Origin of the sequence: Streptomyces sparsogenes subsp. cuspidosporus (assembly GCF_039532705.1) — a bacterium.
Lineage (GTDB): Bacteria > Actinomycetota > Actinomycetes > Streptomycetales > Streptomycetaceae > Streptomyces > Streptomyces sparsogenes.
In genome coordinates this window covers 201,445-222,752 of record NZ_BAAASD010000008.1, presented here as the reverse complement: position 1 = coordinate 222,752, position 21,308 = coordinate 201,445, and the positions used below count along the sequence as shown (strand labels likewise).

Below are 21,308 nucleotides of genomic sequence, written 5' to 3'. Positions count from 1 at the left end.
CGCTACGCCTCGCGAAGAAACTCAACATAGAGCATAAACCCGGCAAAAGCCTCATAGTGTGCGGTCGGACGCTCTTTGTCGCGGAACTATTGACAACGGTTCCGTGGCCAGCCGAGGATCGGCGCGTGAACCTGTCAGACAGCCAGACAGCGGTATCCGTCCCCCGTCGAGTCAGCGCCATGGAGGCCGTGCTCACGCACCTTCGCCGGGCCATCGAGGCGGGCGAGTACGCGGTCGGGGACAAGCTCCCGTCCGAGGCGGAACTCTGCCGGCGGCTGGAGGTCAGCCGACCGGTCCTCCGGGAGGCGCTGCGGGCCCTGCAGACCATGGGTCTCACCGCGTCGCGCACCGGCAAGGGTACCTTCGTCATCTCCAGCGGCCCGGTGGCGGACCCCACCTTCGGCGACTACACGGCGAGCGACCTGCTCGAGGTGCGGCGGCACGTCGAGATCCCGGTCGCCGGGTACGCGGCCACCCGCCGCACCGCCGAGGACCTGGATCACCTGGGCCATCTGCTGGACCGGATGGAGCGGGAGACCGACACCACCGCGTGGGTGGCGATGGACACACTTTTCCATCTGGCCATTGCCCAAGCGGCCCGGAACCCTGTATTCCGCAAGGTGATCGAGGAAATCCGCGACGCCCTGGCACGGCAGTCCGCGTTCCTCAACGAACTCGGCGGCCGGCGCGAGCAGGCCAACCGGGAACACCGGGCGATCGTCGAGGCGCTGTCCGACGGCTCCGAACCAGACGCCGTGGCGGCGATGACCCATCACCTCCAGCGCGTCGAAAACACCCTCACCTCCATCGTGCGGCCCGCCCCCGGGGCGGACCGCACCGCAATACCCACGGAAGGCGGACAGCAGGAGTGAGCGAGCAGTCCCTCCGGCACGAAGAACGCCGTCAGCAGCACACCGACACGTCCCCCGCGCACATCGACGCGGGGGACGCCGGGTACAGCAAGTCCCTCAAGGCCCGGCACGTCAACATGATCGCCATCGGTGGCGCCATCGGCACCGGGCTCTTCCTCGGAGCCGGCGGGCGGCTCAACGACGCCGGACCCTCGCTCTTCATCGCCTACGCGGTCTGCGGAGTCTTCGCCTTCCTGGTGGTGCGGGCCCTGGGCGAGCTCGTGCTGCACCGCCCCTCCTCGGGCGCCTTCGTCTCGTACGCCCGTGAGTTCCTCGGCGAGAAGGGCGCCTTCGTCGCCGGCTGGATGTACTTCCTGAACTGGGCCACCACCGGGATCGCCGACATCACGGCCGTCGCGACCTACACCCACTACTGGGGAATGTTCACCGAGATCCCACAGTGGGTGATCGCCCTGATCGCGCTCGCCGTCGTGCTGGCGGTGAACCTCATCTCGGTGAAGATCTTCGGCGAGATGGAGTTCTGGTTCGCGATCATCAAGGTCGGCGCGCTCGTCGCCTTCATGGCGATCGGCATCTTCCTGCTGGTCACCCGCCACCCCATCGACGGCAACGACCCCGGCCCCGCGATGATCTTCGACCACGGCGGCGTCTTCCCGCACGGGGTGCTCCCGATGCTGCTGGTCATCCAGGGCGTCATCTTCGCCTACGCGTCCGTCGAGCTCGTCGGCGTCGCGGCGGGGGAGACCGAGAACCCCGAGAAGATCATGCCCAAGGCGATCAACTCCATCATGTGGCGCGTCGCCCTCTTCTACGTCGGCTCCGTGGTGCTGCTCTCCATGCTGATGCCGTTCACCTCCTACTCCGCCGACCAGAGCCCGTTCGTGACCGTGCTGTCCAACATCGGCGTGCCCTCGGCGGGCGGGGTGATGAACCTCGTCGTGCTCACCGCCGCCATGTCCAGCCTCAACTCCGGGCTCTACTCCACCGGCCGCATCCTGCGCTCGATGGCCATGTCCGGCTCCGCCCCCAAGTTCACCGGTGTGATGAGCCGCACCCACGTCCCGTACGGCGGGATCCTGCTCACCGCCTTCTTCTGCGTGCTGGGCGTGGGCCTGAACTACGTGGTGCCCAGCAAGGCCTTCGAGATCGTGCTGAACTTCGCCGCGATCGGCATCCTCTCCACCTGGGCCATGATCATGCTGTGTCACCTGCTCTTCTGGCGGCGCTCCCGGGAGGGACTGGTCGAGCGACCCGGCTACCGGCTCCCCGGCTCGCCGTACACCGAGATCGTCACCATCGGCTTCCTCGCCTCCGTGCTGGTCCTGATGTGGGCCGACGGCGGGCCCAGCCGGCTGACGGTCATGGCGCTCCCGGCGATCGTGCTGGCCCTGGTCCTCGGCTGGTTCGGCGTACGGAACCGGGTGACCGGACGGCGATGACCGCCCCGGACCCCGGCCACCCCGCCACCTCCCCGCCCCCTTCCTCCCACCACACCCCTACTACCGTCGCGAGCACCTTGAACACCTCCTCCGCCTCCCCGCACTCCGACACCCACCACCCGCTGCCCGCCGAGGCCCCCGAGATCCGCGAGCCACGCCACGTACCGCTCGTCCAGGTCATACGCGGCGGCCTGGTCGAGGGCGTCCACCACGGCTCGGCCGTGGTCCTGGCCGCCGACGGCCGGGTGCTCGTCCAGGCCGGCGACCCCGACGTCGCGTTCTACCCCCGCTCGGCCCTCAAGCCCGTCCAGGCCGTCGCCATGGCGCGGGCCGGGCTGCCGCTGGACGGCGAACTGCTGGCGCTCACCGCCGCCAGCCACTCCGGCCAGGAGCGGCACCTGGCCGGGGCCCGGCGCATCCTCGAGCAGGGCCGGCTGGCCGAGGACCTGCTGCGCAACGTCCCCGACCTGCCCTACGGCGCCCCCGAGCGCGAGGCCTGGCTGCGCGCCGGACGCGGCCGCTCCCGGCTCGCCCAGAACTGCTCCGGCAAGCACGCCGCGATGCTGCTGACCGCCCAGCTGTGCGACTGGCCGCTGGAGGGGTACCTCGACCCGGCGCACCCGCTGCAGCGGCTGATCGCCGAGACCGTCGAGGACCTCACCGGGCAGCGGATCGCCCGGGTGACGGTCGACGGGTGCGGCGCGCCGCTGTTCGCCGTCTCGCCGCGCGGGCTGGCCCGCGCCCTCGCCCGGATCGCCACCGCTCCCGCCGGCACCCCCGAGGGCCGGGTCGCGGCCGCCATGCGCGAACACCCCGAGATGGTCGCCGGGACCGGGCGGGACGTCGCCCGGCTGATGCGCGCGGTGCCCGGACTCATCGCCAAGGACGGCTTCGAAGGCGTCCAGGTGGCGGCGCTGCCCGACGGGAGCGCGCTCGCCGTGAAGATCGCCGACGGCGCGGACCGCGCCCGGATGCCGGTGACCGCCGCGGCCCTCGCCCACCTCGGCATCGCCCCCGAGCGGCTCACCGAGTTCGCCGAGGCCCCCGTCCTCGGCGGCGGCCGGCCCGTCGGCACCCTGCATGCGCTGAACGTGCTGGAGCGGCTTGCCTGACGCGCCCCCCACCCACGCCACCCTCACCCCCCACCCCAACCCTCACCCCGTCTCACCAAGGGATACCGCACACCGATGACTGCCACCGGCTTCCGCCGAGAACACGACCTGCTGGGTGACCGCGACGTGCCGGCCGACGCGTACTGGGGGATCCACACCCTGCGCGCCACGGAGAACTTCCCCATCACCGGCACCACCATCGCGGCCTACCCGCACCTCATCGGTGCGCTGGCCGCCGTCAAGGAGGCCGCCGCCCGCGCCAACCAGGACCTGGGGCTGCTGGAGCCGCGCAAGGCCGACGCCATCGCGGCCGCCTGCCGGGAGATCCGCGAGGGCAAGCTGCACGACCAGTTCGTGGTGGACGTGATCCAGGGCGGCGCGGGCACCTCGACCAACATGAACGCCAACGAGGTGATCGCCAACCGGGCGCTGGAGATCCTCGGCCACGCCAAGGGCGACTACACCCAGCTGCACCCGAACGAGGACGTCAACCTCAGCCAGTCCACCAACGACGTCTACCCGACCGCCGTCAAGGTCTCCACCATCCTCGCCGTGCGGGGGCTGCTGGCCGCGATGGAGGTGCTGCGCGAGGCGTTCGCCGCCAAGGCCGAGGAGTTCCGCGACATCCTGAAGATGGGGCGCACCCAGCTCCAGGACGCGGTGCCGATGACCCTGGGCCAGGAGTTCTCCGCGTACGCGGTGATGCTGGAGGAGGACCAGAGCCGGCTGCGGGAGGCCCAGAGCCTGGTCCACGAGATCAACCTCGGCGCCACCGCGATCGGCACCGGCCTCAACGCCCCCGCCGGCTACGCCGAGGCCGCCCGCCGCCACCTCGCCGACATCACCGGCCTGCCCGTGGTCACCGCCGCCAACCTGGTCGAGGCCACCCAGGACTGCGGCGCCTTCGTCCATCTGTCGGGCGTCCTCAAGCGCATCGCCGTCAAGCTCTCCAAGAGCTGCAACGACCTGCGACTGCTCTCCTCCGGCCCGCGCGCCGGGCTGAACGAGATCAACCTGCCGCCGGTCCAGGCCGGGTCCAGCATCATGCCCGGCAAGGTCAACCCGGTCATCCCCGAGGTGGTCAACCAGGTCGCCTTCGAGGTGATCGGCAACGACGTCACCATCACGATGGCCGCCGAGGCCGGGCAGCTCCAGCTCAACGCCTTCGAGCCGATCATCCTGCACTCCCTGTCGGAGAGCATCACCCACCTGCGGACGGCCTGCCTGGTGCTCGCCGAGCGCTGTGTGTCCGGCATCACCGCCAACGCCGAGGTCCTGCGCGCGGCGGTGGAGAACTCCATAGGCCTGGTCACCGCGCTCAACCCGCACATCGGCTACAGCGCGGCCACCGCCATCGCCAAGGAGGCCCTGGCCACCGGCCGCGGCGTGGCCGAACTGGTCCTGGAGAAGGGGCTGCTGCCCGCCGACCGGCTCGCCGCCGTCCTCAGCCCGGAGCAGGTGGCCGGCCGCGGCTGACACCTCTCAGGCCGGCTCCCGGAGACGGGCCACGGCCGGCGCCGCGCTGAACGGCAGCAGATCCTCGCGGCGGTCCGGGCGCCGTACGTCGACGCGGAGCTGGTCGGCGATGCGGTAGGGGCGGTGCGCGAGCACCGCCCCGAAGCTGCGGCGCAGCCGGGACATGGCGGCGCGCACGGTCACCGTCCGCGTCGGGTCCCCGAACAGGTCGTCGGCGAGCTGCGCCGCCGTCCGCCCGCCGGGGGACGCGGCGAGGACCAGCAGCACCTCGGCGTGGCGGGCGCTGAGCTGGTGGGTCCAGGTGCCCGAGGGCCCGGCGAAGGTCAGCGCCCACTCGTGCGGGCGGCGTACGTCCAGCACCAGGCGGCCGGCGCCGCCCGGCTCGTACAGCTCGCCCGCCTCGTCCGCCCCGGTGTCCAGCACCCGCAGCAGATGGCCGCCCGGCAGCGGCTCCACCGCGCAGGCTCCCAGCGCGGGCAGCCAGACGGGCCCGTCGAGCGCCGTCCTGGGCAGCAGCAGCCGGCGGTCCCGGGGCGTGACGCCGGTGACCCCGGCGACCCAGCCGTGCGGGTCGACCGCGACCGCCTTGCCCCGGATCCGCGCCAGCACCGGGGCGGCGACGGCCCGCAGCCGGTCCAGCTCCCGGCTGTGGGCCAGCCGCAGCTCGCCCTCCGCCCACCGGGCCGTCGCGGTGACCAGCGACAGCACGGTCGGGTGGGCGCCGGCGGCCGGGCCGCTGATGTCCGCGATGCCCAGCAGCCGCCCGTCCCTGGGGTCGCGGACCGGGGCCGCGGCGCAGCTCCAGGTGTGGAAGGCGCGGACGAAGTGCTCGGCGGAGTGCACGCGCACCGGCGCCCGGACGGCCAGCGCGGTGCCGATGCCGCTGGTGCCGGCGGCGTCCTCGGCCCAGTGGGCCCCCTCGGTGAGGGCGATGCCGTCGGCGTGCCGGCGTACGCCGCGGTGGCCGTCGATCCACAGCACCCTGCCGTCGGCATCGGTGATGATCATGATGTGGCCGGCCGCCTCCGCCGCCTCCAGCAGGCCGCTGTGCAAGGTGGGCAGCACATCCGCGAGCCGGGTCCGCTGCCGCCGCCGCTCCAGCTCCTCGATGCCCAGCAGCCGCGGGGCGCTTCCCCGCTCGGGGTCCAGGCCCAGACGCAGCATGCGGTCCCAGGACTGCCCGATCACCGGGCGCGCGGGCAGCGGCAGCCGGCCCCGGCTCAGCGCGGCCTCGCGCATGACCGACATGAGGCGGGCCGATTCGGCGGGGCTCAGGTCGGCCAGCGGACCGGTGCCGAGCGAGGCTTTGCTTCGCATGGAGATGCGGCCTTTCGTTCCTCGGGTGCCAGGCGCCGCGGCCGAACAGGCTTTGTTTCACCGGTGATTGTATGGCCCGCCCTCACTCGACCGGGCCCCGCAGCGGCTGTTCGGCCCAGATCGTCTTGCCGGTCGGGGTGTGCCGGGTGCCCCAGCGCCGCGCGAGCTGGGCCACCAGCAGCAGCCCGCGCCCGCCCTCGTCGAACACCCGCGCCCGGCGCAGATGCGGGGCGGTGTCGCTGCCGTCGGAGACCTCGCAGATCAGGCTGCGGTCGTGGATCAGGCGCAGTGTGATGGGGCCTTCGGCGTGCCGGATGGCGTTGGTGACCAGCTCGCTGACGACCAGTTCGGTGGTGAACACCGCCCCGTCCAGGCCCCAGGCCAGCAGCTGGTCGGCGGCGTCCTGGCGGGCCCGGGCCACGGCGGTCGGGTCCGGGGGCAGGTCCCAGGTGGCCACCTGGGACGCGTCGAGCGCCCGGGTGCGGGCCATCAGGAGGGCCACGTCGTCGGCGGGGCGGCCGGTGACCAGGGTGGCGAGCACGGCCTGACACAGCTCGTCCAGGGGCCCGGCGGGCCGGGAGAGCGCGGCGCGCAGCGCGGCCACCGCCTCGTCGACATCGCCGTCGGGGGCCTGGAGCAGCCCATCGGTGTAGAGGGACAGCAGGCTGCCCTCCTCCAGTTCCACCTCGCGGGACTCGAACGGCAGGCTGCCCAGGCCCAGGGGCGGCCCGCCGGGCAGGTCGAGGAAGTCGGCGCGGCCGTCCGGGCGGGTCAGCACGGGAGGCGGATGGCCGGCGCGGGCCAGGCAGCAGCGCCGGGACACCGGGTCGTACACCACATACAGACAGGTGGCCCCCAGGCCCCCCGCGGCGTCCGCGCCCGGCTCGCCCCCCGCCTCGGCCGACAACTGGGCCACCAGGTCGTCGAGGTGGGTGAGCAGCTCGTCCGGGGGCAGATCGACATCGGCCAGGGTGCGCACCGCCGTCCGCAGCCGGCCCATGGCGGCCGACGCCTGCACGCCGTGGCCCACCACATCGCCCACCACCAGCGCGACCCGGGCGCCGGACAGCGGGATCACATCGAACCAGTCGCCCCCGACGCCCGCCCGCGACCGGGCCGGCAGATAGCGGGAGGCGGTCTCGACCGCCGCGTGCCGCGGCAGCTGCCGCGGCAGCAGGCTGCGCTGCAGGGTCAGGGCGGTCTCGCGCTGCCGGGTGTAGCGGTGGGCGTTGTCGATGCACACCGCGGCCCGGGCCGTGATCTCCTCGGCGAGCAGCAGATCGTCCTGCTGGAACGGCTCGGGGCGCCGGTGGCGGGCGAACGCGGCCACGCCCAGCGTCGTCCCCCGGGCGCGCAGCGGGACGGTGATCGTGGAGTGGAAGCCGAACTGGCGCGTCGAGTCGGCCCGCGCGGGGTCGTCCCCGGCCCACCGGGCGACGGCCTCGGGAGTCACCTCCGTCAGCACCCCCCGCCCGGCGGCCAGGCACTCGGCCGCGGGGGAGCGCTCCGGATAGACGGCCAGCTCACCGAGTCCGATCACCACGTCCGGGCTGCCCTCCAGCACCGAGCGGGCGGCGACGCGGCGCAGCACGACCGTGCCGGGCACCGGCCCGGGGGGCGGCTCGTCGCCGCCGGGGTGGACGGAGGGCAGCAGATCCACCACGGCGAAGTCCGCGAACCCCGGGGTGGCCACCTCGGTCAGCTCCCGCGCGGTGCGCGTGATGTCCAGCGTCGAGCCGATGCGGAGGCTCGCCTCGTCGAGCAGCGCCAGCCGCCGCTGCGCCTCGTACCGCTCCGTGACGTCATGCGCCGACACGATCACCCCTCGCGGCCGGCCGTCGGCGCCGCACAGCGGGGCCAGCGAGGTGGACCAGGCCGGCCTGCCGGGGGCGGGCGGGAGCCGCAGGGAGCGCGGCAGGCCGCTGTCCAGCACCTGGCGCATCAGCCGCTCGGCCTCGGCGCCGCGCGAGTCGGCCACGATCTCCGACATGCGCAGCCCGCGCATCTGGTCCTGGGTGAGCCCCATCGCGCGTTCCATGTCCGCGTTGGCCCACCGCAGCAGCAGCCGCCGGTCGTAGACCGCCATCGTGCAGGGCCCCTGGGCGAACGAGGCCTTGACCAGCCAGTCGTCCCCGGCGGTCGGCGCCGGCCGGTCCAGCGGGGAGACCAGCAGCCACTCGGCGCCGCCGCCCGCCGCCGCCCGGTGGTGCGCCAGCAGACGGACCCGCAGGGGATGGCCGTCGCGGTGGAGCAGCGTCAGCTCCCCGGCCCACCGGCCCAGCCGCCCCCGGGCGCCGGGGAGGTCGGGGCCCGCCCCGCCTACGAGCAGCAGGGAGGCAGGCCGGCCCAGCACCGCCGCGCTCGGGTGGCCGAGGAGCCTGCGGGCCCCCTCGCTCCACCCGGTGACGACGCCCCGCTCGTCGAGGGTGGCCCTGGCCGTCGACGGCTCGTCAACGAGGTCGTCCCACCGGACGGGGAGATCCCGCCCGGTGTCCGGTCGCCTCATGGTCGTTCATCCCACGCTGCCTGGTAGATCCGGCCGAGATCGTGAGGTCATGCGCGCCGTCGCCGCGCCCGCGGCGGAGGAAACGCCTGGATGCTCACATCTTCAAGTATGACTCGGCTGCCCATCCACCTCCCTCCAGGGAAACACCCACGGCCGGCGAACGCGCCCGCCGGCCCTCAGGAACGCGGCGCGGGGCCGGGGCGTCGGGGCCCGGCCCCGGTCAGCCCTTGTCGCCCATCGCCTTGCGGATCGTGTCGCGGGCGCAGCCGGTTCACGACCTTCTGCTGCTGTTCGATGTACCGGGTCCGCGCCAGTTGCCGCCTGACGTCCAACGTCATGGGCGTCTCCTGGCAGCGGGGTGGGGGCTCGGGGGCCGTGGAGCGGAGGCCGGGTGCTCCCCGGGCACAGGGCACCAACCAAGAGGGCCGGGAGGACTCCCCGAATGGCCGAATCCGGCGCGCCGGGCCCCGGGACGTCCGGTAAGGAGCCCGGGTCAGCGGCCCGGCACGGCGGTGCCGGGCGCGGCGACGCGCGGGCCCGGCCCCGCGATGACGCGCCCTCCACGCGGGCAGTGGACGAGGCGCGGGCCGAGCCCGCGGCGCCGGGCCTCGGCGAGGAAGTGGCCGAGGGGCGACTTCATGACCGTGTACTCCTCGTAGTGGACGGGCAGCACCAGCGGCGGATCGAGCAGCTCCACCAGATCGCAGCCCATGGCGGCGTCCATCGTGACCAGGAAGCCGCCGGGGAGCGTGGTGCCGCCCAGGTGGACCACGGCCAGATGGATGTCCGGGTGGTCCTCGGTGATCATCTCCAGACCCTCGAACGGGAGGGTGTCGCCGGAGAGGTAGAGCCGCAGGGTGACCTGCCCGTACGCGTCCATGAACTCCACCACGCTGCCCATGACCGGCGGCAGGAACGCTTGCAGCGCCCCGCGCGCGTGCCGCCCGGGGACGGCCGTGACCCGGACCCGCGCGCCGTCCTTCACCAGGTCGTGGCTCTGCCGGTTGCGCAGCCCGGTGGCCCGGTGGAAGCCGTGGAACGCCTGGAGCCGGCGTGCGGCGTGCGGGGTCGTGATGACGGGCACGCCGCGGTCCAGGTGGCGGCGGGCGACCCGGTCCCAGTGGTCGCCGTGCAGATGGGACAGGACGACGGCGTCCAGCCCCACCGGCAGCCGCGTCACGGGCAGCGCGGGCTCGGTCAGGCGGCGCGACAGCAGGCCATGGCCGAGGTACGCGTGCTGCCCGCGGTGGAGGAAGTTCGGATCGGTCAGCAGGGTGAAGGGCCCGTAGCGCAGCAGCAGGGTCGCGTTGCCGATGAAGTGGATCTCCACGGCGCCTTCGGGAGGGCTCGTGTTCATGGCGTGACCTCCGGCTCGTCCGGACGACGGCAGGGCGACCGAGTACCCCGGATGCGCGCCCCTGCCTGCGGTAGGATGGGAGAACGATGGTTCTCGCATGTTCGGGTACGGCCGTCGGCCGCTGGCGGCCGGGGCAGGGTGGATGAGGCAGGGGTCGATGACGGTGGAACTCGAAGCGACGAGGGAGCGGGTCCTCGACGCCGCCGAGGAGCTCTACTACGGCCGCGGTGTCCAGGCCGTCGGCATGGACGCGGTACGGACCGCCTCGGGCGTCTCCCTCAAGCGGCTCTACCAGCTCTACCCCTCCAAGGCCGCGCTGGTCGAGGCGTATCTCCGGCGCCGCGACGCCCGCCTGCTCGACGGGCTCGCGCGGTACGTCGAGGCGGCGCCGGGGCCGCCCGAGGAGCGGGTGGCGGCGGTCTTCGACTGGCTGTACGAGTGGTTCGGCGAGCCGGACTACCGGGGCTGCGCCTTCATCAACTCCTACGGCGAGCTGGGCGCCACCACCCCGGAGGTCGCCGCGGCCGCCCGCGCCCACAAGGAGGCGTTCCAGCGGTATCTGGCCGGTCTTGTCGAGGCCGCGGGCCTGCCCGCCGCGTTGGCCCCCCAGCTCGCCCTGCTGGCCGAGGGCGCGATCACCACGGCCGCCATATCCGGCACCCCCGAACCGGCCCGCCAGGCCCGCGCGGCCGCCCGGGTCCTGATGGACGCCGCCCGGGGCGCTGTCGGACCCCCGCTGTAGGGTCCTGCGCAGTGACAAGCGTGACCCGGCGCGCCGGGTCGTCAGCGGTGCGGGGGAAGCGTGACAGCGGAGGTCATCACGGTGCCGGAGGGCAAACTGCCCCCGGCGATCACCGACCAGCACACCCGGCGGTGGCTGAGCGGCGGGGGCCTGCCGGGCGGCGGCGATCTGATGAGCTTCCGCCCGCTGGCCGAGGGCCCGCCGGTGCCGGTCCCGCGGCTGCTCGCCGACTCCGCCGACCCGGCCGAGCTCGACCCGCACATCAGCGGCCTGCTGGCCATCGGCCACCTCCTCGTCGAAGGAGAGGAGGCCGATGTCGTCGTGCTGGACGGGGCCACCGGTCGCGTCTCCAGCATGCTGCTCTTCGAGGAGGACCCCGGCCTGCTCGAGGTCCTTCCCCTGGCGCCGTCCGTGGAGGCCCTCGCGCGCTTCCTCGACGCGGCGGCCGACCTGGCCGGGCTCCGCGGCCGGTTCGCCCACCTCGCCGGGCGCTGTGGAACGGGGGCGGTGGCGGAGGCCTCCGCGCTGTATCTGTCGGTCCTCGAAGCCGAGGACTGGGACGGCGGCTGGGGGAGCGCGGGCGACGTGGCGGAGTGGGACCACGCCCTCCCCGCGTTCTGGCGCGCCGTCGCGCTCGTACGGCCGTTCGCGCTGCTCGCGGGCCCGGGCGGCGGTCTGCGGCTCGATCTGCCCGCGGGGGTGCTGGAGGAGGAGTTCGGGGCCGAGGAGATCGTGCGCTTCGACCCGGCCGAGCTGCCCCACACCCTCGTCCACGAGCCGACGCGGCGCTTCCTGGCCCGCACCGGGCTGCCCAAGGACGGCCTCATGTTCCGCCTGGACACCGAGGCGCCGACGCTGCCCACCCTCGCCCGGTGCCGCGATGAGCACGAGCGGGGGGAGGCCTTCTACGGCTTCCCCGAGGACATGGCCGTGGCCCCCGAGCGGCTGCTGCGCCTGGGATACCTCGTCGAGGACACGGACGTCGTCATCGACGGGGACAGCGGCGCGATCCACGCCTGGAACATCCCCGACGCCGCCCTGCGACCGCTCAACGCCGACGTCTCCACGCTGGCCTTCACGGCCTGGGCGCTGCACCGCGAGCACGCCATCGACGAGGAACACAAGCTGACCGACGACATGTACCAGCCCCTGGCCGACATCATGACGGCCGTGCTGGCCTCGGTGGACCCGGTGGCCTGCCGGCCGACGGGCGAGCCGGACGACTGGCGCTACTGGCCGGAGGTCTTCCACGACGAGGCGGGCGGGGTGCTGTAGCGGGGAGGTCCGCCGCGAAGCGACGGCCCTAGGCTGCACGGACCGCGGCATCGGCCGCATCGCGGCCCGAACCGCCGCGTCGAGCAAGGAGAGTGAGCCCCGCGTGCCCCACGACGACGACCTCTGCTTCCTGCCCGCCCTCGAACTCGCCGACCTGCTGCGCCGCCGCGAGGTGTCCGCGCGCGAGCTGCTGCGGGCCCACCTGGACCGGATCGAGCGGGTCAACCCCGCCGTCAACGCGATCGTCACCCTCGTCGCGGAGCGCGCGTTCGACGCCGCGAAGGCCGCCGACGAGCGGCTCGCGGCCGGGGCCGGCCCGGGAGATCTCGGCCCCCTCCACGGGCTGCCGATCGCCCACAAGGACACCCACAACACCGCCGGCATCCGCACCAGCCACGGCTCACGGCTCGCCGACGGCGTGCCCGACCAGGACGACCTGGTCATCGAGCGGATCAAGGCCGCCGGGGCGATCACCCTCGGCAAGACCAACGTGCCCGAGTTCGCCGCCGGTTCGCACACCTTCAACCCCATCTTCGGCGCCACCCACAACCCGTACGACCTGGGCCGCAGCGCGGGCGGCAGCAGCGGCGGCGCGGCCGCCGCGCTGGCCTCCGGAATGGTGCCGCTCGCGGACGGCAGCGACACCGGCGGCTCGCTGCGCAACCCGGCCTCGTTCTGCAATGTCGTGGGCCTGCGCCCGTCGCCCGGCCGTGTCCCCACCTGGCCCACCGCGGCCGCCTGGAACACGCTGCCGGTCAAGGGCCCCATGGCCCGCACGGTCGGCGACGCGGCGCTGCTGCTGTCCGCCATGGCGGGCCCCGACCCGCGCTCGCCCATCGCCCTGGAGGAGCCGGGCGCCCGCTTCGCCCGCCCGCTCGACCGCGATCCGCGCGGACTGCGGGTGGCCTGGTCGCCGGACCTGGGCGGGCTGGTCCCGGTCGAGCCGGCCGTGGCCCGCGCCGTCGAGTCGGCGGTCAAGGTGTTCGAGGACCTGGGGTGCGTGGTGGAGGAGGCGTGCCCGGACCTGGCCGAGGGCGAGGAGGTGTTCCGTACGCTGCGCGCCTGGCTCTTCGAGATCTCCTTCGGCCCGCTGATGGACCGCTGTCCCGAGGATCACCCCGACGCGCTGAAGCGGACCATCCGGGAGAACACGGAGGAGGGCCGCCGGCTGACCGGGCCCGCCCTCGGCCGGGCCGAGGTGGCGCACGCCAGGCTCTTCCACCGGGTGCGCGAGTTCTTCGAGCGGTACGACGCGCTGCTGCTTCCGGTCAGCCAGGTGGTGCCGTTCGACGTCACCGCCGAATACCCGACCGAGGTGGCCGGAGTGCCCATGGAGGACTACCTGGACTGGATGCGCTCGGCCTATCTGATCTCCTCCACCGGCAGCCCCGCGCTGTCCGTACCGGCCGGGTTCACCCCCGAGGGGCTGCCGGTCGGCCTGCAGATCGTCGGCCCCCACCGGGCGGACTTCGCGGTCCTCCAGCTCGGCCACGCCTTCGAACAGGCCACCGGGCACTGGCGGCGGCGCCCGCCGCGCTGAGCCGCCCGCCCCGGAAACCGGCCGGCGGAAATCCGGGGGGCCGGTGACTGGCGGGCCGGCGGCGGGCAACCCGTGCCGAGCGCGGTCCGCGCGACGCGGACCGCCGACGGGACGGAGGTGAGCGATGTCCACCACCGCGGGCGAGGCCCGGCCCGCCGCACCCCCCGGCCTCCGGCTGCCGGGGATCGTGCTGGGCGTGGGCATGGGCGGGTTCGTCGACGGCATCCTGCTGCACCAGCTCCTGCAGTGGCACCACATGCTGACCAGCACAAACGACGACAACATCGGCGTGAAGTACTACTCGGCCCACACCGTGTCCGGACTGCGGATGAACACCGTCTGGGACGGCGTCTTCCACACCGTGTGCTGGCTGGCGGTCCTCACCGGACTGGCCGTCCTGTACGCCCGCGTCACCCACGACCGCCGCCGGGTGTGGACCTCACCCGTGCTGTGGGGCTGGATGCTGGTCGGCTGGGGGCTGTTCAACCTGGTCGAAGGGGTCCTGGACCACCACGTCCTCGGTATCCACCACGTGCGCGCCGGGCCCGGTCAGCTCTGGTGGGACCTCGGTTTCCTCCTCCTCGGGGCGCTCCTGGTCGCCCTCGGCTCGCTGCTGCGCCGCCGGGGCCGCCCCCTGGACCCCGAACCCGCCGGCGCCCCGGCTGCCCCGGGACCCCCGGGTCGGCCAGGGCGGTCCGGGCCCTCGGGGCAGTCGGGCCGGCCGGGGCGGTCCGGGCCTCCGGGGCAGCCGGGGCGGCTGGGGCGGCTGGGGCGGCTGGGGCGGTCCGGGCCCCCGGGTCAGCCGGGCCGGCCGGGGCCTGCGGGGCAGACGCGAGGGCGCCCCTGATGCCCGCCCACCATCCCGCCACCCACGAGCCGCACACGGGCGCCGAGGCGCTGGAGACACTGCTGCCCGTGGCGGCGGTCCTGGTGCTCGCCTGCGGCTACCTCCTCCTCGCCCGCCGGGCCCGCTCCCGCCACCCGGGCCGCCCCTGGGCGGGGCGGCGGACGGCGAGTTTCCTGGCCGGCTGCGCGCTGCTCGCCGTGGCCCTGCTGCCGCCCCTCGCCCCGTTCGCCCACGGCGACTTCCGCGGCCACATGGCCCAGCACCTGCTCATCGGCATGTACGCCCCGCTCGCCCTGGTCCTCGGCGCGCCGGTCACCCTGCTGCTGCGCACCCTGCCCGCCCACCGGGCCCGGCGGGCGGCCGGTCTGCTGCGCACCCGCCCCCTGCGGCTGCTCGCCCACCCGGCCACCGCGCTGGCGCTGAGCACCGGCGGCCTGGTCGTGCTCTACTGCACCCCGCTGTACGACGCCACCGCCCACCGGCCGCTCGCCCACGGGCTGCTGCACGCCCACTTCCTGTTCTCCGGCTACCTGTTCGCCTGGGCCGTCGCCGGGCCCGACCCCGGCCCGACGCGCCCCGGGGTCCCCGCCCGGCTGGTGTTCCTCGGCGTCGCCGTCGCCCTTCACGCCACCTTGGCCCAGCTGATGTACGGCGGGTTCCTCATCGCCGTGCACGCGCCGATCCCGCAGGTCCGGGGCGCGGCCCAGCTCATGTACTACGGCGGAGACATCGCCGAACTCCTGCTCGCCGCGGCCCTCGTCGCCACCTGGCGCCCGGCCCGCCGGCGGCCCGGCGCACGGGCGCCGGGCCCGTCCTACCGCGCGGCCGGGGCGTGATGTCCGCGGTACACGTCCGGGGCGGTCAGCTCGTCGCCCAGCGCGTACGGCCCCCCGGCCAGCCGGCCGTCGAGCAGGTCGAGCGCCCCGAGCAGCGTCCCCGAGGGGTGAGGCCGGACCCTTGAGGAAGGGTCCGAGTGGCGGCGTAACCGTCCAGCATGCGACCGGCGGTTGACGTGGCGAGCGATGTACTGCTGAATGATTGCCATGAACGCCGAGCAGCGTCTGGTCACGCGCGGCCACATCGACTTCGGTCGGGTGTGGTCCGCGGCGTGTTGCGCCTGACCCGGTAGCGGTCCGCCGTAGCGGTCCGCCTCCGCTCGTGACCGTCGCGGTCCGAGCCCCCCGCGTCGCCCCCGTACGTGAGCTCCGCCCCGCGTACGTGCCGCGCCGCCCTCCCGTAGCCGCGCCGGGCCCGCCTTGTGGTGCCGGCGCGTCAGGGCCACTCCCGTGTTCCGCGCCACCCCTGTCGCGCCGTCATGTCGCCCGGCGCCCGGGGCAGTCGCGGGCCGCCCGCGTGCGCTCCCCGTCCACCTCCCCGAAAGGCCACTCCCATGCCCGTGGAACTCCTCGGCACCGCCCCCACCCCTGACGGATCCGGGACCACCTGCGCCACCCGTGCCGCACGTGCCTCCCGCGCCGCTTGCGGCACGGGCGACGGGGGCCGGACGGCCGTACGGGAACTGGCCGGGGAGCGCGGATGACTTCCGTCACGCGACCGCCCTCCTCCGAGCCGGCTCCGGCCGACCTGACGGTTATCCAGGTCTCGGTGTCCGACCCGCGCGTACGACCGCTGCTGCGCGAACTGGGCCATGAGTACTCGACCCGCTACGGCAAGGACGCCCACGCCGAGCTCGCCCGTTACCCCGACGAGGAGTTCACCCCGCCGCGCGGCGGGGTGCTGCTGCTGTTGCTGGAGGACGGCGAGCCCGTCGCCGGCGGGGCGTTCCGCCGGTACGACGGGGCCACGGCCGAGCTGAAGCGCATCTGGACGCACTCCGCGCACCGGCGGCGCGGCCTCGCCCGCCGGGTGGTGGCCGAGCTGGAACGCGAGGCGGCCGCCCGGGGCTACCGGCGGATCTACCTGACCACCGGGCCGCGCCAGCCCGAGGCCCGCGGGCTGTACCTGGCCACCGGCTACACACCGCTGTTCGACACGGAGGCCGACCCGGAGACCATCGGCCCGCTCCCCTTCGAGAAGCACCTCACCGCCGCGGACCGGGGCCGAGCCGTCGCCATCGAGGCCGACGCCACCCCGGCCGACGCCATCGAGGCCGACCAGGCTCGCCCCGACCACGCTCGCCCCGACCACGCTCGCCCCGACCACGACGACCTGGCCTCGCTGAAGGTCGTTCCCACCCGCCACTACGCCCGCTGGGCCGCCGCGCTCGCCGTCCTCGTCGTCAGCGTCCAGTTCCTCCACGGGCTGGTCACCAACCCCGTCTGGCAGTGGCGGGTCTTCGGCGAGTACGTGCTGTCCGAGACCATCGTCACCGCCGTGGGGGTGACGTTGCAGCTCACCGCCTATTCGATGCTGCTCGGCTTCACCCTCGGCACCGTGCTGGCGTTCATGCGGCTGTCGGCCAGCCCGGTGCTGCGGACCGTGGCCTGGACCTATGTGTGGATCTTCCGGTCCATCCCGATGATCGTCCAGCTGGTGTTCTGGTTCAACCTGGGCGCCCTCTACCGGGAGTTGGGCATCGGCATCCCCTTCGGCCCGGTGTTCTGGTCCGTCAGCAGCAATGACCTGATCGGGACCATCGGCGCGGCCCTCATCGGCCTGTCGCTCCACCAGGCGGCCTACTGCGCGGAGATCGTCCGCGGCGGTGTCCTCTCGGTCGACCAGGGCCAGCTCGAGGCCGCGGCGGCCCTCGGGATCCCCAGGCTGCGGCAGATCCGGCGGATCGTGCTGCCCCAGGCCATGCGGGCCATCCTGCCCACCGCCGGCAGCGAGATCATCAGCCTCCTCAAGGGCACCTCGGTGGTGTACGTGATGGCCATCGGCGAACTCTTCTACCAGGTCAAGGTCATCTACGGGCGCAACGGCATGGTGATCCCGCTGCTGATGGTCGCCACCGCCTGGTACGTGTTCCTGACCTCCGTGCTCTCGGTGGCGCAGTACTACGTCGAGCGCCACTACGCCCGGGGCGCCGAGCGCACCCCGCCCCCCACGCCGCCGGAGCGCGCCCGGCGGTTCCTGGCCGGCCTGCGGGCCGCCGCCACACAGCGCCGCCGCCCGGCCGCACCCCTGGGAGGCGGTCATGGGTGAGGTGATGGTGGAGGTGCGCGGGGTCCACAAGAGCTTCGGGCCGCTGGAGGTGCTGCGCGGCGTGGACCTCCGGGTGCGCGCCGGCGAGGTGACCGTGATCCTCGGCCCCTCCGGCTCCGGCAAGTCCACCCTGCTGCGCACCATCAACCACCTGGAGAAGGTGGACCGCGGCTGGATCAGCATCGACGGGGAGCTGATCGGCTACCGCAGGTCCGGGAACAGGCTGCACGAGCTGAGGGAGCGGGAGGTCCTGCGGCAGCGCACCCACATCGGCTTCGTCTTCCAGGACTTCAACCTCTTCCCGCACCTCACCGTGGAGGAGAACCTCCTCGAGGCCCCGGTCTCGGCGCTGCGCCGCCCGCGCAAGGAGGCCGTGGCGAGTGCCGCGCGGCTGCTGGAGCGGGTCGGCCTCGCCGACAAGGCGGGCGCCTATCCCCGGCAGCTGTCCGGCGGGCAGCAGCAGCGCGTGGCCATCGCCCGCGCGCTGGCCCTGGAGCCCAAGGTGCTGCTGTTCGACGAGCCCACCTCGGCACTCGACCCGGAACTGGTCGGTGAGGTCCTGGACGTGATCAAGGATCTGGCGCGGACCGGCACCACCATGATCATCGTGACCCACGAGATCGGCTTCGCCCGCGAGGTCGCCGACACGGTGGTGTTCATGGACGGGGGCGTCGTCGTGGAGCAGGGACCGCCCGCGGCCGTCCTCGACGCCCCGCGCCACGAGCGCACCCGCGCCTTCCTCTCCAAGGTCCTGTGACGGCCTCCCTCCCCGCGGCCGCCCCCGTTTCCCCCGAAGCAAGGAGAACCACCGTGTCAGCCAGCCTCACCCGTCGCTCCGCCACGGCCGTCCTGCCGCTCGCCGCGGCCCTCGTCCTCACCGCCTGCGGCAACCCCTCGGACAGCGGTACGGCCGAGGTCAAGGCCGGGAACGGCAGCCGTACGAAGATCAACCTGAGCGCGGACCAGAAGCGCGTCACCACCCCCGAGGTGGACTCCATCGCCGCGCAGGTGCCCGCGGAGATACGCAAGAGAGGCACCCTGGAGATCGTCGACTCCTCCGACTCCTCGGCGCCGCTGACCTTCTACGCCACCGACAACAAGACCGTCATCGGCGTGGAGCCCGACCTCGCCTACCTGGTGGCCGATGTGCTGGGCCTCAAGCCGCACCTCAACACGGTGTCCTGGGAGAACATCTTCGTCGGCCTGGACAGCGGCAAGTACGACGTCGGCTTCAGCAACATCACCGACACCGAAGAGCGCAAGGAGAAGTACGACTTCGCCAGCTACCGCAAGGACGACCTGGCCTTCGAGGCGAAGAAGGGCAGCGGTCTGAAGGTGACCGGGCCCAAGGACGTGTCGGGGAAGACCGTCGCCGTGGACACCGGCACCAACCAGGAGAAGCTGCTGGTCGAGTGGAGCAAGGAGAACGTGAAGGCCGGCCGCGAACCGGTGAGGATCAAGTACTACCAGAACCAGAGCGACACCTACCTCGCGCTCGCCTCCGGCCGGATCGACCTCTTCCTGGGCCCCAACCCGACCGCCGCCTACCATGTGGCCTCCGCCGGGCAGACCGAGGTCGTCGGCACGTACTCCGGCGCCGGCGAAACCCTCCAGGGCCTCATCGCGGCCACCACCAAGAAGGACAACGGGCTGGTCAAGGCGGTGAACTCGGCGCTCAACGAGATCATCGACAACGGCAGTTACGCGAAGGTGCTCAAGCGCTGGGGGTTGTCGGGCGAGGCCGTCGAGAAGTCGGAGATCAACCCGCCGGGCCTGCCCAAGACCAACAAGTGACGCGACCCGGGGCGCGGGGGCGCACCACCCCGCGCCCCGACGCCGCCGGTGCGGAACACCACGGAAAGCGGTGAGGCCGCGAGCCGCCCTTGGGGTGGCCTGCCGTGGGTGCGGATACTGGGCGGTATGCGTATCGAATTCGAGCCCGAGGCCGTAGGCCGCACTCCCTTCTACAAGCTGCTGACCTCGGTGGTCGTGCCCCGGCCGATCGCCTGGGTGTCCACCGTCTCGGCGGCCGGGACCTGCAATCTGGCGCCGCACTCCTTCTTCACCATCGCCTGCGTGTCCCCGCCGATCGTGCAGTTCACCTCCGTGGGGCGGAAGGACTCGCTGCGCAATGTGGAGGAGACCGGCGAGTTCGTGGTCAACTTCGCGCCCGAGCAGCTCTTCGAGCAGATCAACGAGACCGCGACGGACTTCCCCCGCGACATGGGGGAGTTCGAGGCGGTGGGCATCGCCCGGGAGCCCAGCCTGCGGGTGAAGCCGCCGCGGGTGGCGGCGTCGCCGGTGGCGCTGGAGTGCGAGCTGCACAGCACGGTGCGGCTGGGGGACTCCACCGTGGTGTTCGGCCGGGTGGTGCACGCCGTGGTCGACGAGCAGGTCATGGACGACGGGCACCCCGAGGTGACCAGGCTGCGCCCGCTGGCGCGGCTGGGCAAGGACGAGTGGGGGACGCTCGGGGAGGTGTGGGAGCGGTCCCGGATCCGGTACGCGGACTGGGAGGGCGGCGCGGGCGGCGGCGCGCGGAGCGGTTCTTAGGGGCGGCCCGGTGCCCGCGGCGATCGTCTTCGACGTCGGTTCGACCCTGGTGCGCGAGGACCGGTACTGGGCGTCGTGGGCCGACTGGCTCCGCGTCCCCCGGCATACGCTGTCCGCGCTGGTCGGGGCGGTAGTCGCGGAGGGGCGGGACGACGCGGAGGCGATCCGGCTCGCCCGGCCGGGGGTGGACGTGCACGCCGAGCGGCGGGCGCGGGAGGCGGCCGGTTGCGGGGAGCGGCTCGAGGAGTCGGATCTGTATCCGGACGTCCGGGAGGCCCTGGGCGCGCTGCGGGCGCTGGGGATGCGCGTGGCCGTGGCCGGGAACCAGTCGGCGCGCGCGGGTGAGCTGGTGCGCGCGCTGGACCTGCCGGTGGACGAGGTCGCGACCTCAGGTCAGTGGGGCGTCGCCAAGCCGGATCCCCGGTTCTTCGCCCATGTCGTGGACCTGGCCCGCGCCGCGCCCCACGAGACCGTCTACGTCGGCGACTACCCGGCCCTCGACATCCGCCCCGCCAAGGCCGCCGGGCTGCGGGCGGCGCACCTCCGGCGCGGGCCGTGGGGGCATCTGTGGGCGCGCACGGCCGACTCGGCCCTGGCGGACTGGCGCGTCGACTCGCTGACCGAGCTGGCCCGGTTGATGGGGGCGGGGGCGACGCGGAGCGTTGGGTAGAGCTCGCACGGAGTGTGATGCGTTCACACCCCGTGTGATCAGAGTGCATGCATATATCTACCGCACACCCTCCCGCGCCGCGCGACGCGGTGGTTGAGTCTTCGTACAGCCCGTCCAGGTGCGCCAGACCTGGGCGAAGGGGCCGCCGGACTCCTCCCTCCTCGGCCGGCGGCCCCCCTCCCCCTTGATCGCTTCTAATCGCTCGGCGGCGGCCACGCGGGCGGCTAGAGTAGGCGCCGCGCCTCCCGGTGCGCAGGCCGGCGGTTACTTCTTTCTGGTAGAAACGCGTTCGCGCGTACGGGGATCGAACCCCGTAGGACCGCTACCGCTCCGATCTCGGGAGGCGTGCCTCGCGCCCGGCGGATCCATAACCCGGCGGATCCATAACCCGGCGGATCCAGGGCCCGGAGTCAGGGGGCCCGGTTCCGGTTGTAGATATATGCGACGTGTACCGCCCGAATCGGGTACTTCGCCGCCCGTCCCGTGTCACACTGGCC

The 21,308-nt window shown here is 73.5% G+C and carries 17 protein-coding genes and 2 pseudogenes; 15 read left to right on the top strand and 4 right to left on the bottom strand.

Features of this window, described 5'->3' with window-relative positions; genetic code table 11:
• The first annotated feature begins 125 nt into the window (after positions 1-125).
• The 4 genes from ABFY07_RS13450 (at position 126) to aspA (ending at position 4,899) form a co-directional block, all read left to right on the top strand.
• Positions 126-872 (top strand): FadR/GntR family transcriptional regulator, encoded by a 747-nt coding sequence (locus ABFY07_RS13450; RefSeq protein ID WP_346174717.1) that lies wholly within the window; start codon positions 126-128, stop codon positions 870-872.
• Positions 869-2,311 carry an amino acid permease gene (locus tag ABFY07_RS13445; RefSeq protein WP_346174716.1) on the top strand — a complete coding sequence of 481 codons (1,443 nt, stop codon included), beginning with the start codon at positions 869-871 and terminating at the stop codon, positions 2,309-2,311. Before ABFY07_RS13450 ends, ABFY07_RS13445 begins: the two co-directional genes overlap by 4 nt.
• A complete protein-coding gene (locus tag ABFY07_RS13440) occupies positions 2,308-3,423 on the top strand; it encodes an asparaginase (RefSeq protein WP_346174715.1) in 1,116 nt (371 codons plus the stop codon). Before ABFY07_RS13445 ends, ABFY07_RS13440 begins: the two co-directional genes overlap by 4 nt.
• A 75-nt stretch (positions 3,424-3,498) precedes the next feature.
• Positions 3,499-4,899 carry an aspartate ammonia-lyase gene (aspA, locus tag ABFY07_RS13435; protein WP_346174714.1) on the top strand — a complete coding sequence of 467 codons (1,401 nt, stop codon included), beginning with the start codon at positions 3,499-3,501 and terminating at the stop codon, positions 4,897-4,899.
• A 6-nt stretch (positions 4,900-4,905) separates the two neighbouring features.
• Here the strand turns inward: aspA and ABFY07_RS13430 are convergent, their stop codons facing one another.
• From ABFY07_RS13430 to ABFY07_RS13420, 3 genes are all read right to left on the bottom strand, one after another.
• Entirely contained in the window at positions 4,906-6,216 is a 1,311-nt protein-coding gene (locus tag ABFY07_RS13430; protein WP_346174713.1) for a helix-turn-helix domain-containing protein, read from the bottom strand.
• 82 nt (positions 6,217-6,298) lie between these two features.
• Positions 6,299-8,722, bottom strand: a complete 2,424-nt coding sequence (locus ABFY07_RS13425; protein ID WP_346174712.1) for a SpoIIE family protein phosphatase — start codon at positions 8,720-8,722, stop codon at positions 6,299-6,301.
• 493 nt (positions 8,723-9,215) lie between these two features.
• On the bottom strand, positions 9,216-10,079 hold the full coding sequence (locus tag ABFY07_RS13420) for an MBL fold metallo-hydrolase (protein WP_346174711.1): 864 nt from the start codon (positions 10,077-10,079) through the stop codon (positions 9,216-9,218).
• Between the two features lie 157 nt (positions 10,080-10,236).
• On the opposite strand from ABFY07_RS13420, the gene ABFY07_RS13415 reads away from it, so the two are divergent.
• The 5 genes and pseudogenes from ABFY07_RS13415 (at position 10,237) to ABFY07_RS13395 (ending at position 15,319) form a co-directional block, all read left to right on the top strand.
• The gene (locus ABFY07_RS13415; RefSeq protein ID WP_346174710.1) at positions 10,237-10,821 is read left to right on the top strand and encodes a TetR/AcrR family transcriptional regulator; all 585 of its coding nucleotides are present in this window, start codon (positions 10,237-10,239) and stop codon (positions 10,819-10,821) included.
• A 60-nt stretch (positions 10,822-10,881) separates the two neighbouring features.
• Positions 10,882-12,096, top strand: coding sequence for an SUKH-4 family immunity protein (locus ABFY07_RS13410; RefSeq protein WP_346174709.1), 1,215 nt, complete (start codon positions 10,882-10,884; stop codon positions 12,094-12,096).
• Positions 12,097-12,199: 103 nt separating this feature from the next.
• Positions 12,200-13,636 carry an amidase gene (locus ABFY07_RS13405; RefSeq protein ID WP_346174708.1) on the top strand — a complete coding sequence of 479 codons (1,437 nt, stop codon included), beginning with the start codon at positions 12,200-12,202 and terminating at the stop codon, positions 13,634-13,636.
• 124 nt (positions 13,637-13,760) lie between these two features.
• Positions 13,761-14,309: pseudogene (locus ABFY07_RS13400) on the top strand (DUF2243 domain-containing protein); the annotation flags it as partial.
• 173 nt (positions 14,310-14,482) lie between these two features.
• Positions 14,483-15,319: a cytochrome c oxidase assembly protein gene (locus ABFY07_RS13395; protein ID WP_346174707.1), complete on the top strand. Its 837-nt coding sequence runs from the start codon at positions 14,483-14,485 to the stop codon at positions 15,317-15,319.
• On the opposite strand, the gene ABFY07_RS13390 is transcribed toward ABFY07_RS13395, so the two are convergent.
• Entirely contained in the window at positions 15,298-15,528 is a 231-nt protein-coding gene (locus ABFY07_RS13390) for a hypothetical protein (protein WP_346174706.1), read from the bottom strand. The genes ABFY07_RS13395 and ABFY07_RS13390 overlap by 22 nt on opposite strands.
• Before the next feature lie 491 nt (positions 15,529-16,019).
• On the opposite strand from ABFY07_RS13390, the pseudogene ABFY07_RS13385 reads away from it, so the two are divergent.
• From ABFY07_RS13385 to ABFY07_RS13360, 6 genes and pseudogenes are all read left to right on the top strand, one after another.
• Positions 16,020-16,466, top strand: a pseudogene (locus ABFY07_RS13385) (GNAT family N-acetyltransferase); the annotation flags it as partial.
• Positions 16,467-16,586: 120 nt separating this feature from the next.
• Positions 16,587-17,588 carry an amino acid ABC transporter permease gene (locus ABFY07_RS13380; protein WP_428836921.1) on the top strand — a complete coding sequence of 334 codons (1,002 nt, stop codon included), beginning with the start codon at positions 16,587-16,589 and terminating at the stop codon, positions 17,586-17,588.
• A complete protein-coding gene (locus ABFY07_RS13375) occupies positions 17,581-18,345 on the top strand; it encodes an amino acid ABC transporter ATP-binding protein (protein WP_346174705.1) in 765 nt (254 codons plus the stop codon). Before ABFY07_RS13380 ends, ABFY07_RS13375 begins: the two co-directional genes overlap by 8 nt.
• Before the next feature lie 53 nt (positions 18,346-18,398).
• Positions 18,399-19,382: an ABC transporter substrate-binding protein gene (locus ABFY07_RS13370; protein WP_346174704.1), complete on the top strand. Its 984-nt coding sequence runs from the start codon at positions 18,399-18,401 to the stop codon at positions 19,380-19,382.
• Positions 19,383-19,508: 126 nt separating this feature from the next.
• Complete coding sequence (locus tag ABFY07_RS13365; protein WP_346174703.1) at positions 19,509-20,141, top strand: flavin reductase family protein; 633 nt, start codon at positions 19,509-19,511, stop codon at positions 20,139-20,141.
• Positions 20,142-20,151: 10 nt separating this feature from the next.
• Positions 20,152-20,811, top strand: a complete 660-nt coding sequence (locus ABFY07_RS13360; RefSeq protein WP_346174702.1) for an HAD family hydrolase — start codon at positions 20,152-20,154, stop codon at positions 20,809-20,811.
• Positions 20,812-21,308: the final 497 nt, after the last annotated feature.

Coding starts and splice junctions, on each gene's coding strand:
- ABFY07_RS13440 (WP_346174715.1), top strand. CDS start 2,308: ATGACCGCCCCGGACCCCGGCCACCCCGCCACCTCCCCGCCCCCTTCC.
- aspA (WP_346174714.1), top strand. CDS start 3,499: ATGACTGCCACCGGCTTCCGCCGAGAACACGACCTGCTGGGTGACCGC.
- ABFY07_RS13430 (WP_346174713.1), bottom strand. CDS start 6,216: ATGCGAAGCAAAGCCTCGCTCGGCACCGGTCCGCTGGCCGACCTGAGC.
- ABFY07_RS13425 (WP_346174712.1), bottom strand. CDS start 8,722: ATGAGGCGACCGGACACCGGGCGGGATCTCCCCGTCCGGTGGGACGAC.
- ABFY07_RS13420 (WP_346174711.1), bottom strand. CDS start 10,079: ATGAACACGAGCCCTCCCGAAGGCGCCGTGGAGATCCACTTCATCGGC.
- ABFY07_RS13415 (WP_346174710.1), top strand. CDS start 10,237: ATGACGGTGGAACTCGAAGCGACGAGGGAGCGGGTCCTCGACGCCGCC.
- ABFY07_RS13395 (WP_346174707.1), top strand. CDS start 14,483: ATGCCCGCCCACCATCCCGCCACCCACGAGCCGCACACGGGCGCCGAG.
- ABFY07_RS13390 (WP_346174706.1), bottom strand. CDS start 15,528: ATGGCAATCATTCAGCAGTACATCGCTCGCCACGTCAACCGCCGGTCG.
- ABFY07_RS13375 (WP_346174705.1), top strand. CDS start 17,581: ATGGGTGAGGTGATGGTGGAGGTGCGCGGGGTCCACAAGAGCTTCGGG.
- ABFY07_RS13365 (WP_346174703.1), top strand. CDS start 19,509: ATGCGTATCGAATTCGAGCCCGAGGCCGTAGGCCGCACTCCCTTCTAC.